The sequence below is a fragment of the Aquiflexum sp. genome (genome assembly GCF_977115555.1).
This window is the reverse complement of sequence record NZ_CDSBKL010000098.1, coordinates 1-11,933: the sequence shown is the minus strand read 5'-3', so window position 1 is coordinate 11,933 and position 11,933 is coordinate 1. Positions and strand designations below refer to the sequence as shown.

10 protein-coding genes and 1 pseudogene are annotated in these 11,933 nt (G+C 40.3%); 5 read left to right on the top strand and 6 right to left on the bottom strand.

The features are described from left to right. A pseudogene (locus ACZFYI_RS08125) lies at positions 1 to 410 on the bottom strand (PAS domain-containing protein); the annotation flags it as partial. A gap of 119 nt (positions 411 to 529) precedes the next feature. On the opposite strand from ACZFYI_RS08125, the gene ACZFYI_RS08120 reads away from it, so the two are divergent. Next, the gene (locus ACZFYI_RS08120) at positions 530 to 1,129 is read left to right on the top strand and encodes a hydrolase (protein WP_462523623.1); all 600 of its coding nucleotides are present in this window, start codon (positions 530 to 532) and stop codon (positions 1,127 to 1,129) included. A gap of 17 nt (positions 1,130 to 1,146) precedes the next feature. Here ACZFYI_RS08120 and ACZFYI_RS08115 read toward each other — a convergent pair whose 3' ends face one another. Then, on the bottom strand, positions 1,147 to 2,319 hold the full coding sequence (locus ACZFYI_RS08115) for a hypothetical protein (protein ID WP_462523622.1): 1,173 nt from the start codon (positions 2,317 to 2,319) through the stop codon (positions 1,147 to 1,149). A 111-nt stretch (positions 2,320 to 2,430) separates the two neighbouring features. Next, positions 2,431 to 2,949: a DUF4494 domain-containing protein gene (locus tag ACZFYI_RS08110; RefSeq protein ID WP_462523621.1), complete on the bottom strand. Its 519-nt coding sequence runs from the start codon at positions 2,947 to 2,949 to the stop codon at positions 2,431 to 2,433. A gap of 117 nt (positions 2,950 to 3,066) precedes the next feature. Between ACZFYI_RS08110 and ACZFYI_RS08105 the strand changes: the two genes are divergently transcribed. Then, positions 3,067 to 5,346: a patatin-like phospholipase family protein gene (locus tag ACZFYI_RS08105; RefSeq protein WP_462523620.1), complete on the top strand. Its 2,280-nt coding sequence runs from the start codon at positions 3,067 to 3,069 to the stop codon at positions 5,344 to 5,346. Positions 5,347 to 5,353: 7 nt separating this feature from the next. Here the strand turns inward: ACZFYI_RS08105 and ACZFYI_RS08100 are convergent, their stop codons facing one another. Continuing rightward, positions 5,354 to 7,369 (bottom strand): cation:proton antiporter domain-containing protein, encoded by a 2,016-nt coding sequence (locus ACZFYI_RS08100; protein ID WP_462523619.1) that lies wholly within the window; start codon positions 7,367 to 7,369, stop codon positions 5,354 to 5,356. 160 nt (positions 7,370 to 7,529) lie between these two features. Continuing rightward, positions 7,530 to 8,009, bottom strand: a complete 480-nt coding sequence (locus ACZFYI_RS08095; RefSeq protein WP_462523618.1) for an Mpo1 family 2-hydroxy fatty acid dioxygenase — start codon at positions 8,007 to 8,009, stop codon at positions 7,530 to 7,532. A gap of 91 nt (positions 8,010 to 8,100) precedes the next feature. On the opposite strand from ACZFYI_RS08095, the gene ACZFYI_RS08090 reads away from it, so the two are divergent. From ACZFYI_RS08090 to ACZFYI_RS08080, 3 genes are read left to right on the top strand one after another with little or no spacing between them, the layout of a single operon-like run. Beyond that, positions 8,101 to 9,228: an NAD(P)/FAD-dependent oxidoreductase gene (locus ACZFYI_RS08090; RefSeq protein WP_462523617.1), complete on the top strand. Its 1,128-nt coding sequence runs from the start codon at positions 8,101 to 8,103 to the stop codon at positions 9,226 to 9,228. A gap of 51 nt (positions 9,229 to 9,279) precedes the next feature. Then, positions 9,280 to 10,761, top strand: coding sequence for a Na+/H+ antiporter NhaC (gene nhaC, locus ACZFYI_RS08085; RefSeq protein ID WP_462523616.1), 1,482 nt, complete (start codon positions 9,280 to 9,282; stop codon positions 10,759 to 10,761). Further along, positions 10,758 to 11,366 (top strand): 3'-5' exonuclease, encoded by a 609-nt coding sequence (locus ACZFYI_RS08080; RefSeq protein WP_462523615.1) that lies wholly within the window; start codon positions 10,758 to 10,760, stop codon positions 11,364 to 11,366. The genes nhaC and ACZFYI_RS08080 overlap by 4 nt, the downstream gene beginning before the upstream one ends. On the opposite strand, the gene ACZFYI_RS08075 is transcribed toward ACZFYI_RS08080, so the two are convergent. Next, the coding region (locus ACZFYI_RS08075; protein WP_462523614.1) for an IMPACT family protein at positions 11,350 to 11,933 on the bottom strand (584 nt) is incomplete at its 5' end. The genes ACZFYI_RS08080 and ACZFYI_RS08075 overlap by 17 nt on opposite strands.

Sequence of the window (11,933 nt, the reverse complement as noted above, 5' to 3'; positions counted from 1 at the left end):
TCCATGAGTGAATTTTTTGCCTGAAGGTCATTGATGGTATCAGGAAATTGCACTGACTTTTCGTTGACGTTTTCTATGGGATGCCCAATGCCGGAGATTTTGATTTTTCTTGAATCTTCGGGGTGAATGGTGAATTCCCATTTGGTCCATGAAAAATCCAAACCATCAGATTTGATTTTCCGCATTTCGAGTGTGAATTTCCTTTCTCCTTCCTTCAGAGAATTTTCCAATAGAAATTGAAAATTTGAAAAGTCCTTGTAATAAACCAATTCCGAAAATGAAGATCCATCCAAGGCTTTGTTCAAAAACAGGGTTTCTTTTTGAAGATGTTCATTGCTATCCAATATATTAGCACCACTATCCAAATGGATGAAGAAAAAGTAATCGGAATGCAAAAAAAATTCTTTCATGAGATAGGTAAGCTTATAGGTCGAGTAGAATATTAGCAACGCAAGATATATATACAAGTTACATATAAACTAATATAAAAAGCAAAAAAAATTGTTTTTAATGATAAATCTTCTCTTTTATGGAATCTAAATATCTTTTGAACCGACATGAATTTGGCGCTGAGGCTAACCTTGGCAATGTCATGTCTTTGGCAGATGCGATGGAACTTCTGAACCAATGGGTACTCAATGAGAAATTGCTTTTTCACATGAAGCAGGTAGGGCACTTGATGAAAGCCTACGCCGGAGCGCAGGGATATGATGAATCCACACAACACATGTGGCATTTGGCGGGATTGCTTCATGATGCCGATTGGGACCAATGGCCTGATCAGCATTGTCGCAAAATCATAGAAGAGCTGGAATCAAGGAATATAGATCCTCGGGTTATCCGAGCCATCGCCTGCCATGGACCGAGGTATTTTGGAGTAGAGCCTGTGACCGAGATGGAAAAGATGCTCTATGCTTTTGATGAACTGTCGGGATTTGTCCACGCCTACTCCCTGATGCGGCCACAGGGCTATGAGGGAATGGAAGTCAGCGGTGTCAAAAAAAGGCTGAAAGACAAAACCTTCGCTGCCCAGGTGAGCAGGGAAGATATTGCCGATGCTTCAGAAAGGGCAGAGATACCCGTGGAGGATTTGATCAAATTTGTGATTGGGAATCAATTGAGGCTATGAATTAATGCTAATCGGGTTTAGTTTTGGTCAAGGAAAAATGTTATTGACTCACCGGTTTTCTGTGTATTTTCATCTTCCTTTTTAGGTGTAAAAAATTCTGATTCGCTTTTTGTAAATAGCCCCATACTTGTTGCAACAAAAACCTTATCTCCGAATAACCTGATTTCATTGACATTGGAAAACTCTATTCCTCGGTTATCCAATTGCTTGACTTTAAGTGGCCCTTCTTTGTAATTTTCGATATTTTCAAGCTCTAAAATTGATTCAGCTGACGGAAGAAACATCGCTAATCTGTTACCAATAGCTCTAAATTCGAATGCAAGTGGAATATTTGCTATTGTTCTTATGTCATTTAATTTACCTTTTTCAGATAAATAAATTCTGTTCTCCGTCCAAACTATCAGTTTCCCATTTTCCAGATAAGTATGTCCACCATAGTAAAAGATTTCTTCAAGGTCACTTTCGACTTTTGTTGCTAGTCCCTTTTTATCGATAAAATATGTGCCTCGTACGGAAACAGTCGACCCGGAATACAGCGCAACCAACCAACCATCTTCAAACCTTTTCAGTTTTCCAACATAAGAGATATCCGGAGATTCTGACTGGCCCACTGATGAAAAATTTACTTTAATAATTCCTGTGGTATCTTGAGGTCCACCAAAAAAGTTGACATGTCTATCAAGATCAAAAATATACAGTTCTTGTTTGGTGCCTACATAAACCGGGGTTAAGAGAAAGTTTTCATTTAAATCAAACAAATCTTTTGCTTTACTATCCAAAAATACATTTTGGATATTTTGGCCAAAAAACTTTTGTAAATAAATAAAGCCGGTTGAATAATCATCTTTAACTGAGTAGACATTAAATGAGTTTAGGTAATTTCCCGCTCCCACTATATAATCTTTGCTGAAACTTTGATTAAGTTCATTATTGTTAACTGCCGAACAGCACAATTGGATAACATTATAGGCACTATCCAAGTAACCGGGATTGCTTCTATGTGAATAAAATAATTTTCCATCAAGGGGTTCAATTTTTTTTACATTGGCAGAATTGTAATTGAAGGATCCGTCGTTAACCCTTTCAAAAATTTCTACTTTAGACAGGGGGATATGATCCTCTTTTTCATGACAAGAAAATAATACAAGAATTGCTAGAAAGCTTTTTGCAAAATAAAATAACCTCTTCATAATTATAAACTAATTCTTCAAAAGTAGATAATATTTTCTTCTTAAAAAGAGAAAGGCAGTTTATTTTCTGATGGAATTTAAAAAATTAATATTGGGAAAATAAAAAAAGGACTATTCGTCCTTTTCTTCGTATTCTCTCAGTTCTGCCTGAACCTCACGGAGGGGTTTTAGATTTTCGGGAATCGTTGGATTCAATTCCTCTTCTTTTTCATAAGGGAAAACTTCTATGATCGGACTTTCGGTCACTTCCGTCACACGGAATGAAACGAGCATGTTGTTCAGGCTTTCAAAGATCCTTTCGTAGGCTTCTTTCACATCATGGGCGGTGACAATCATGAACTGCGTCACTTTCTTTTCCTTGCCACTGTCTCCATCAGCCACGATATAAGTGATTTTGCACTTGTGCCAAATGTCGATATCCTCATAGAAAAACACATCCACAAGATTGCTTTTGCTGATATTGGTGACCTGAAAATCCCCACGGATGACAGATCCCAGCATGTCATAAATCCTCGCCTCGGCTTCGGTAAATGACACAGCATCTACCAGATATTGCTCAGAAACATTCTTGAGCAGACCTTGCTCAGTTTCTTTGGCATATTTTACTTTACACAAAAACCAAGTTCTCATATTTCAAATTTCTAATTCAGGGAGCGAAGGTAAGTGATATTGGCAAAAGCCACAATGAAAAATGTCGATTTAGAATTCTATTAAAATTCTGCTATATTTTGACAGAACAAATGACCTATGTGGGATAAAATCACCTATAGTTTTCCGATACAGTTATTGATATTGCATTTGAAAAAGAACCTTTTTCTGGTGGCACTGTGGGTTCTCTTGGCGATGATCATCCTGCAGCAGTTCGGTACGGTGCTTGGTATTCCATTCCTTTTTCTAGATCCTGAGTATCTGAATCAGGTTTCCTGGCAGGGTTTTTTTTTAGTAGGAGTGACGTTAGCCATTTTCACCATGTCATTTCATATGACAACATATATCCTTGACGGATCCAAGTTTAAATTCTTGGCGGTTGTTCCCCGGCCCTTTATCCATTATTGCATCAATAATTCCATCATACCCCTTATTTTTTATATTCTCTACTTAGTCGCATTCATTACTTTTCAATTTGACAACGAGCATGAGAATAACCTGATTATTTTGGTTTATTATTTGGGATTTGTGGCAGGGACCATGACCACCTACACCTTGATTTTCCTTTATTTTGGATTTACCAATAAAAATTTCTTCAAACTTTTTGCTGACCGGGTAGAAAAAAGGCTCAGGAAAACCAAAATCCCAAGAGCCAATATGCTCAGGAGGATCAAGGAAAGCCAAAAAACAAAAGACAAGGTAGTGGATTACCTGAGTACCAATCTGAGGTTTAAGGAGGTCCGTCAGGACCTGTCCAGGTTTGAAACGCATCAGCTGCTCAGTGTATTTGACCAAAACCACCTCAACATGGTCCTGATTCAAATTGGATTGATCAGTTTGATCATGGTGTTGGGATTGTTTAGAGAAAATCCTTTCCTGCAAATCCCGGCTGCAGCCAGTAGTATTCTTCTGTTTTCCATACTGACGATGGTGATAGGTGCATTGTCATTTTGGCTGAGAGACTGGTCTACGCCAATCGTCATAGCGGTCATTATTTTATTCAATGTCCTTTCCAGTAGTGAGCTTCTCAACAGGCCCCATGCAGCGTTTGGTATGGATTATGATTCAGTTCCTGCGAAATATGACCTTGATGAACTCAATAAGATTTTGCATGAGGACAGTGTAAATAAGGACAAGCAATATGCCCTGAAGATCCTGGAAAACTGGAGGTCCAAATTCCCCTCGGATTCAAAGCCAAAAATGGTTTTTGTAGCAACAAGCGGGGGAGGGCAAAGGGCAGCTTTATGGACAGTGCGGGTTTTGCAGGAAGCAGAGAAAGTAAGTTCAGAACAATTGTTCAAACACACCCAAATGATCTCCGGGGCATCAGGAGGGGCGGTTGGGGCTGCTTTTTTCAGAGAGTTATACCTCCGGAAAGCCGAAGAAAAGCTCGACTTGTTTGATCCCAAATACCTTGATCAGATATCTGCGGACAACCTCAATCCGATTATTTTCACCCTTTTGGTCAATGACCTTCTGATCAGAAACCAATCTTTCCACTATAACAACCGCAAATACCTCAAAGACCGAGGCTATGCCTTTGAAAACCAGTTTAACATCAATACCAAAGGAATCATGGACAAGCCCTTAGAGGCATATAGGATTCCCGAATTTGAAAGCAAGATCCCCATGCTTCCTGTCACTCCTTTGATTACCAATGACGGGAGGAAACTTTTCATAGCCCCAGCGCCAATGTCCTATATGGGGATCTCTTTGGATAGGTCGGAGGGACTTGACGAAAAAAGTCAGGGTATTGATTTTCAGCGGTTTTTTGCCCACCATGGTGCTGACCAACTCAGGTTTATCAGCGCATTGAGGATGGGTGCTACTTTCCCTTTTATTACACCCAATGTGCAGCTACCCTCAATTCCTGCTATGGAAACCATGGATTCGGGATTGTCGGATAACTTTGGCCTACAGGATGCGCTACGGTTTATGTATGTTTTTCAGGATTGGATCGATGAAAATACCTCAGGGGTGGTTCTGATAACGATCAGGGATTCTGAAAAATTTTCCGAAATACAACAGAAACAACCTCCTACCTTATTTGAAAAACTCTTTACTCCGATCAAGAATATCTATATCAATTGGGACAATGTGCAGACCCTCAACAATGAAGTGATATACAACAGGATGAAGGAATCCATGCCTTTCCATCTGGAAAGAATTGAGTTTGAATATTCCACTTTGGAATTCCTGAAAGAAAGGGGATTGGCAGATCAGGAAGGCGTATTCAATCCCAATCAGCAGGAAATTCTCAGGGCTTCTCTGAATTGGCGGCTTACAGCCCGTGAAAAAAAATCCGTCATAGACAATATTCACAGTTTCAAAAACCAAATGGCCTTGGAGAAACTCAGGAATATTCATTTTATTGAATGAAAATAGATCATTCAATTTCTACCTCTTTCTCAAAGGCAAGCAAAGATTCTGAATCCCCTACGACATAGACGAGATCTCCGAGTTTGAGCTTCATGTTGCCGCCAATGTCTGACATCGTTTTTTCATTGCGCTTTATGGCTACAATGTTTACACCAAACAATTCCCTGATTTTGGCATCTTTGAGGGGTTTGTTGATAAATGCGCCGGAGTCTTTTTCAACTTTGAATCCAACAAGGTTGATTTCAGGGAGTTCGATCTTCAACCTTCCTTTCTCTTCGTCTGATGGCTTTCTGAACAATTCATAATTATAAGACCGGACTTCTTGAGTAAAATGTTCGATATCATGTCTCGCCACAAGGTATTTCCCAAGGACTCTTGTAAATATTTCAATAGAAGTTTCAAATTCCTCGGGAATCACCTCATCTGCACCGAGTTTGTGGTGCTCTTCCATTTCATTCACATACCTGGTTCTTACGATGATGTATGGATTGGTAGTCATGTACCTGATATTTGAAATGATCCTTTTGGTAGCTGCGGCATTGGAGATGGCAATTACCGCTACCCTTGCTTTGTGGATATGGACATGTTCCAAAACAGATTCGTTGGAAGCGTCACCAAAAATGATGGGTTCTCCATTGGCGACTTCCTTTCTCACGGTCACAGGGTTCATTTCGATGATCACATAAGGAATTTTGGCTGACCTTGCAGCTTTTGCGAGGTTATGGCCATTGAGTCCAAAACCGATGATGACGAGATGGTCCTTCAGATTGGACTCTATGGTTATATTTTGCGGTACATCTTCATTGCCAAATTTTTCATTGAGTTTGCTTGGCAAAGATTGATTGAGGATACTTAGGGATAGCGATTCTCTTTTGTTCAAAAAAAATGGTGTGATGGCCATTGTCAATATGGAAATGGCAAGGAAGAACTGATAGGTAGTTGGGTCCATCAGTTCATACTTCATCCCTTCTTTGGCTAGCAACAAGGAAAATTCACCGATCTGAAAGATCGAAAAACCGACGATGAATGCTTCTTTGAAGCCTTGTCCGATCGTCCTGACAGCAAATGCAACTATGACGAATTTGACCAAAAAGGTCAAAGCAGTCAACCCTAAAATGAGCAGGATATTTGAAAACAAGAACCCGATATCAAATAGCATTCCCACTGACACAAAGAAAAAACTCAAAAATACTTCCCTAAAGGGCAAGATCTTGCCGGTAGCATGGTGGCTATAATCTGATTCACTGATGATCAAACCTGCCAAGAACGCTCCCAAACCCAATGAAAGTCCTAACAATGAGGTCAGGTAAGCGACCGCAAAGCAAATCACGATGATGCTGAGCAAGAAAAGTTCTTCATTCCTTGTTTTGGCAATACGGAATAGCAAGGAGGGAATCAGGTATTTAGCGCTTAAGAAAGTCAGGATAATCACAGCGAGACCTTTTCCAGCCAAGAGAAGCAGCGAGAGGGCAATATTGTCTGTTTCCCCGGCAAGCATGGGAATGAAAAGCATCAGAGGAACAATGATCACATCCTGGAAAATAAGGATTGCCAAAGTGGTTCGTCCTGAGATGGTGTTGACCTGACCGCCTTCTTGGAGTAATTTGAGCACGATGGCAGTGGAACTCAGAGAAAATAGAAATCCAAGAAATACTGCCACATTCCAATCAAATCCTAAAAAATGGGCGATAAATGTTGTTGCCAAAATCGTAAGAAATACCTGAAGTGATCCGCCGATAAATACTGCTTTTTTGATAGACATGAGGCTTTTCAGAGAAAATTCCATACCGATCACAAACAGAAGTAAAATCACCCCGATTTCAGAAAGTGCTTCAACAGTAGTAGAGGCCGTGACAAGGGAAAGTCCATACGGGCCTGCCAAAGCTCCTGTAAATAAAAACCCGATAATGGTGGGGATTTTGAACCGCATAAAGAGCAAAATCACCAAAGTGGCCAAGCCAAAAATCCATACAATATCTGAAAGCATGGGAAGTTCAACTTCTGCAAAAATAAAGTTCAGCATGTTTTGGAAGCGTTTAAGGATTTTTCAGTTTCCTAAAAATACGACTTTAAAACTCAGAAAATTAAGGAAAGTAATTTTTAAGGCCTCATCAAAATGATAGAAAGCGGGTGGGAGGTTTAGACGGAAACCCTTTTAAAATTTTGATTTTGAGTATTGCGGATCAATACGAAAGCCCTAATTTTTTGTAAATGAAGTGCATAAGCCAAGCGGGACCGATCATCAAAAACTGAACATCTTTTAAAAAGGAGGGCTTTTTCCCCTCTATCTTATGGCCATAAAATTGGAATATCCAGGCCAAAATAAAAATGCCAATGCTGATTGCCCAAAGTGGTACAGGAGAAACAAGGTTGATTAAATTAGCAATGGCAAGGCACAAAGCAGAAAAGAAAAACATACCCAAAGCCAATGGTGGTGACAAAGAAACATAATAAAATAGTACCAAAATAAGTGCAACCGTGGCCCAATTGGCAAAATCTCCCAAAAACGGCAAAACAGATTCAATAGATCCTGAAGGAATGCTGTAAACCAAACCTACTATACTGAAAAAAATAGCAGGAACACAGATCCAATGGATGGTTTTGTTGGTTTCATTTTGGTGGCTTTGGCCATATTCCGATAGGAGTTCATCGATTTTTCTCATGATATTTGGGAAGGGGATAAATAGGTATTTTTTGGATTCTGTGCTTTAAATTAATAAATAGCCCTTAAATATCTTCTTTGATTTAAAAATAATGTTGAGTTATTGGGAAAAGAAACACTTTGTCGACTATGATTTGATCGTCATCGGTGGAGGAATTGTCGGGTTATCGACATCCATTCAATACAAAACCAAATTTCCGCTTTCAAAAGTATTGGTCCTTGAAAGGGGGATTTTCCCTAGTGGGGCGAGTTCCAGGAATGCCGGTTTTGCCTGTTTTGGGAGTTTGACTGAAATCCTGGACGACCTGAATACCTTGTCTGAGTCCGAAGTTCTTCAATTGGTTGAAAAGAGATATCGCGGACTTTTGGCAATCAGGGAATTTTTTGGCGATGACCGTCTCGGATATTTGCCTACTTGCGGCCTGGAGCTGCTGACCGAAAATGAAATTGGCGCCTTAAAATTTCTTGATAAAATCAATCATTTACTTGCTCCGGTTTTTCCGGAAGGGGTTTTTGAACAGATAGAGGATATCAGCGCATTTGGATTTTCGGATAAAGTCAAGGCTGTAATTAAGAATAAATTTGAAGGAGAATTGGACTCGGGAAAATTTCTGATGTCGCTATGGGAGAAAAGTCAGGAACTGAATATTAAAATTCTGACAGGTTCACAGGTTTCAAAAATTGAGATTGAAGAAAAAAAAGTACATGTTAGAAATCCAACTGGTAAGGACGAAATAGCCTTCTTTGCAAATAAAATAGCAGTTTGTACAAATGCTTTCACCAACCTACTAATACCGGGATTGGACATTCAGCCCGGCAGGGGTCTTGTAATGGTCACCAAACCTATTTCCAAAGAGATTCCCTTTTCCGGAACATTCCACTATGACAAAGGGTATGTTTATTTCAGAAAAGTGGAGGATAGAATTCTTCTTGGAGGTGGAAGGAACATGGACTTCGAGGGCGAAAAAACACTTTCCATGGAAGTGAATCCCAAAATCAGAGAATATCTGCTCCATATCCTGAACAATATTATCCTTCCTGATTGCGACATTGAAATTGATTTGGAGTGGACAGGGATAATGGCATTTGGAAAAAATAAAAAACCCATTGTAGAAATGGTGGAGAATAATATTGGTCTCGCAGTAAGATTGGGTGGTATGGGTGTTGCGATCGGTTGGCAGACAGCTGAAGAGTTGGTAAACATGCTTTCCGAGGTGTAATTTTCCAAAAAATTCTTAATTTCAGTTTTTTAAAATTTTACAAAAACATTAATGACAACAAAACACAAAGAGCCATCCATCTTAGAAGCCCTGTTGCCCATCACTTTCTTGATTGTTTTGTTGGTAATCAATATCTGGATTTTTGGGACTGATGCCCTTTCGGGGTCAAATCAGATGGTACTCATTTTTTCAGCCGCAGTGGCCGCGTTGATGGCAGTTTACCGTCTGAAATACAAATGGGAAACCTTACAGGACGGGATTGTCAAAAGCATCTCTTCAGCCATGTCAAGTATCTTGATATTGTTGTTGATTGGGGCTTTGGCGGGAACATGGATGCTGAGCGGAATCGTACCTGCAATGATATATTATGGTCTTCAGGTACTTAATCCAACCATATTCCTTATCGCAGCCTGTATTGTGTGTGCCGTTGTTTCGATAGCAACGGGAAGTAGCTGGACTACGGTTGCCACGGTTGGTGTCGCTTTGTTGGGGATTGGTAAAGCCCTTGGTTTTGAGGAAGGACTAATCGGTGGGGCCATCATTTCGGGTGCCTATTTTGGGGACAAGATGTCGCCGCTTTCAGATACCACCAACCTTGCTCCGGCTATGGCGGGTACGGATTTGTTTACCCACATCCGACACATGACCAAAACGACTGTTCCCTCCATGACCTTGACCCTTATTATTTTCGGGGTAATTGGGTTCTTTTCGGGTGCTGAGGGTTCGGTGGATCAGGTAAAGGATATTTCTGCTGTTATTTCAGAGCAATTTAATATAAGCGGTTGGCTTTTTATCGTTCCGATAGTAGTCATCGGGTTAATCGTGAAAAAAGTTTCTGCAGTTCCGGCATTGTTGATAGGGGCAGTCCTTGGAGGATTGTTTGCCATTATTTTCCAGCCTGAGATAATTCAATTGATCGCAGGTGGTTCTGATTTTGGATATGCTTACCAATCATTCAAAGCCGTAATGATGTCTTTGTATGGAAGCATAAGTATCACCACATCCAATGAAATAGTCAATGAGTTATTAATAACCCGCGGGATGTCAGGTATGCTCAATACCATTTGGCTGATCGTCTGTGCCATGGCATTTGGGGGAATAATGGAGGAAAGCGGCATGCTTAAAGTTCTTGCAGAAGCAGTCATCAGGAAAGTACATTCAGTCGGTTCACTGATTGCTTCTACAGCTGCGACCTGCGTATTTTTCAATGTCACCACCTCTGACCAATACCTTGCGATCTTGGTTCCCGGTAGGATGTATGCCAATGTGTACAGGAAGCGCGGCCTAAAACCTGAAAACCTTAGTAGAACTTTAGAAGACAGTGCTACTGTTACATCTGTATTGATACCTTGGAATACATGCGGGGCCACCCAAGCTTCAGTGCTGGGGGTTGCAACTTTGGCTTATGCGCCGTATTGTTTTTTCAATATCATCAGTCCGATCATGACTGTCCTATTCGGATACTTAAAGTTGGGCATAAATTATTATAGTGAAGAAGAAATGAAGGAGATCAGAAAGGAATTGGCTGTATGATACCAATGAAAATCTCAAAAATTGAAATCAACGATTTGCCTCTAGGACAGTTTGAGGGTGACATTGTTTTGGTGGACAAAAAGGATCAAATCAAGGAAGTGATAGATGAAATCAGTCGCCATGAATTGGTTGGGTTCGATACTGAGACAAGGCCTTCTTTTACCAAAGGAACCCAACATCAGGTGGCATTGCTTCAGTTGGCTACTGAAGATGTAGCATTTTTGATCAGGTTAAATCAAATAGGAATGCCTGGAATCCTGAAAGAATTGTTGGAAACAAAACATATTGTCAAAGTGGGAGCAGCTGTCCATGATGACCTAAAAGCCCTGAAAAAACTACAAGAGCGCTTTTTGCCCGAAAATTTCTTTGACCTCAATGAAGAACTCAAAAAAGTCGGGTTTCAAAATGTAGGAGTGAGAAATCTGGCAGCAATGGTTTTGAATGTCAGGATATCCAAATCAGAGCAGGTTTCAAATTGGGAAGCGCAAACGCTTACTGAAAAACAATTGCTATATGCCGCAACAGATGCTTGGGTTTGCCGTGAGATTTACAAAAAATTGCACTTTCAGGGATATTTGGAATCTTTTTTCAACCCTCAGCAATAATCACCCCTTCCAATTCCATTGCTTTGGATGATACTGTTTCCCAAAGCCCATCCGGGACTTTTAAATTGATTTCACATAAATTATCGAATTTCTGACCGGCTATTTCTAGCCCGTGGTCTTTGACCAGTTTCATCACCTGATTCATTTCCGGATACCCGAAGTGAAGAACCAATTCATGTATATCTTCGGATTCAATGATTAGGTTATTGGCAATTGCCTCTGCTGCAGCAGTACGGTACGCATTGATCAATCCCCCAACTCCTAGTTTGGTCCCTCCAAAATACCGCACCACCACAATCAGCGTGTTGGTTAATGAATTTGATCTGATCTGACCAAGGATGGGGTCACCGGCAGAATGATTTGGTTCCCCATCATCATTGGCACGAAAAATATCCATGTCCTTTCCTAAGATATAAGCATAACAATGGTGGCGGGCATCATAATATTTTTTGCGTAGGCTATCCAAGATTTCCTTGATTTCCTGTTCGCTTTTGACAGGGTAGGCAAATGCTAAAAATTTACTGCCTTTTTCTTTGAATAAGCCTTCGGAAGCATGGGCGAGGGTGA

What these genes read in the sequence shown, in the direction of transcription:
- nhaC (WP_462523616.1), top strand. Translation starts at nt 9,280, where the DNA reads ATGACAACAAAACACAAAGAGCCATCCATCTTAGAAGCCCTGTTGCCC.
- ACZFYI_RS08115 (WP_462523622.1), bottom strand. Translation starts at nt 2,319, where the DNA reads ATGAAGAGGTTATTTTATTTTGCAAAAAGCTTTCTAGCAATTCTTGTA.
- ACZFYI_RS08095 (WP_462523618.1), bottom strand. Translation starts at nt 8,009, where the DNA reads ATGAGAAAAATCGATGAACTCCTATCGGAATATGGCCAAAGCCACCAA.
- ACZFYI_RS08080 (WP_462523615.1), top strand. Translation starts at nt 10,758, where the DNA reads ATGATACCAATGAAAATCTCAAAAATTGAAATCAACGATTTGCCTCTA.
- ACZFYI_RS08110 (WP_462523621.1), bottom strand. Translation starts at nt 2,949, where the DNA reads ATGAGAACTTGGTTTTTGTGTAAAGTAAAATATGCCAAAGAAACTGAG.
- ACZFYI_RS08105 (WP_462523620.1), top strand. Translation starts at nt 3,067, where the DNA reads ATGTGGGATAAAATCACCTATAGTTTTCCGATACAGTTATTGATATTG.
- ACZFYI_RS08120 (WP_462523623.1), top strand. Translation starts at nt 530, where the DNA reads ATGGAATCTAAATATCTTTTGAACCGACATGAATTTGGCGCTGAGGCT.
- ACZFYI_RS08090 (WP_462523617.1), top strand. Translation starts at nt 8,101, where the DNA reads ATGTTGAGTTATTGGGAAAAGAAACACTTTGTCGACTATGATTTGATC.
- ACZFYI_RS08100 (WP_462523619.1), bottom strand. Translation starts at nt 7,369, where the DNA reads ATGCTGAACTTTATTTTTGCAGAAGTTGAACTTCCCATGCTTTCAGAT.